The sequence below is a fragment of the Hyphomonas beringensis genome (assembly GCF_000682755.1).
GTDB lineage: Bacteria > Pseudomonadota > Alphaproteobacteria > Caulobacterales > Hyphomonadaceae > Hyphomonas > Hyphomonas beringensis.
On record NZ_AWFF01000080.1, the window covers coordinates 1 to 1,754 of the forward strand.

Consider the following 1,754-nt stretch of genomic DNA (forward strand, 5'->3'; position numbering starts at 1 on the left):
CGCAATTTTTATTTTCTAATTCTATAACATCTATAATAGTTATAGAAGAATCTTTAAGTAAATCATTTAAATTAGTTTCTTTAATAATACAATGTTTTTCTAATTCAGGATTCATTCCAAATCTACCATATAAACTATTCATTAATAGTTTACTAATTATATAATCAGGAGAATCTCTTTCACTATTAGCTTTTAAATCATAAAGTTTTTCAACATAATCCTTAAATATATTCTTTTTATCAAAAATATATCCTTTAATAATTTTAAATTTATAACCATATTCCATGGCATTATAAATTTCATTAGAATGATAAACACCTTGTCATTTTCCTAAAGGAGCTATAGTTCTAAATCCTTTATTTTTTATTTTCATTCTTTTTTGAATAATAGGAATGTTTAAGTTTTTAGGTGTTTCAACTTCTACTTCAAAGAATCCATAAGGTTTATCAGTATTAAAAATTTTTAAATTATCTCAATTTTTTAAAATGTTCCCTTCAAAAAATCAAGGATTACCTACGGGCATATCTTGAAAAGACATCACCGCAGGATACAGAGAGTTAACATCATATCTATAAACTTTTTCATTATTTAAATTTCTATTGATATAAATATCTACAGCTCCACCAGTATATCCTTTAGATATAAAATCATAAATTTTATTACCAATAATTGGGATATTAAAACTCTCTTTAAGAAAAATAGTTCTATAAATAGCAAAAGCTAAAGAAGGAAGTGTTGGATATTTCAATAAATCTACATGAAAAAACATGAAAATTTTTTTTTGAAATTTCAGTAAAATGTTATACAAAGTTATAACATCTGATTCACAATATTTAATTGTTTCTTTTTTTAAATCTCATTTTAATTTATTTTCAAAAGATTTACAATAATCATAATATTCTTTATCAGATAAATTATTAAAATAACAAGTATCAGGTATTTTTCCTACATAATTAAGAGGTATATTTTCTTTATTAATAAAATTATAAGGAAATAATTGTTTTTTACCACAATTAAAGTTAATAGCTAATTTAGCTAAAGAAGATGGTAAAAGAAGTAATGAATCTCTAAAAACAATAACAGTTTTTTTATTATCATTGTAATTAAATTCAGCTCTCAATTCAATAATTTTTCCATCTCTAATAATAGGTTTAACTAAATTAGCCACTTGTATTAAATTATTAAGCAAAAATATAGAATCAAAAGACGAAAAATTATGAAAATAAATTTTATAATTATTATATTTCCTTTGAACTAGAAATAATATAGCTTTTTTAATCATTTCGTTGGAATTATCAAAATCTGAAATAAAAAAACTTTTAGAAATCTTTCCATCGTAAAGAGAAATACAAATGGGTATCATTTTTTTATTGATAGTTTTAGTTTCAATATCCATAGTCATAAGTTTATTAGAAATATGAGAGTTTTTAATTAAAGTATTCATCATTTTTAAAGAATTTAAATTAGATTTAAAAATAATTTTATTATCTTTATAAATAATTATTTTGTTAATTCCAACTTTATTATAAAACTCTCTCTTAAAATAATAAAGATCATTTCTTCCTAAAATAGAATCCTTAAATTTCATAATAGATTTATCGTTTGGACTATAAACTTCTACATCATGTGAAAAATCATTAATCTTAACCTTATAACTAAGATTAGAATTAGTTTTATTAATAAAAGCTAAATTATTTTCTTCATCAAATAAAACTAAACCTCATAGATTTAATTCCATATTCATAGGTAAATTA

1 protein-coding gene and 1 pseudogene are annotated in these 1,754 nt (G+C 20.7%); both read right to left on the bottom strand.

The genetic code is table 11. From position 1 onward, the window contains the following. The coding region (locus HY29_RS19040; RefSeq protein ID WP_155838388.1) for a DNA polymerase at positions 1-286 on the bottom strand (286 nt) is incomplete at its 3' end. Positions 287-502: 216 nt separating this feature from the next. Continuing rightward, positions 503-1,588, bottom strand: a pseudogene (locus HY29_RS19780) (DNA polymerase). Positions 1,589-1,754: the final 166 nt, after the last annotated feature.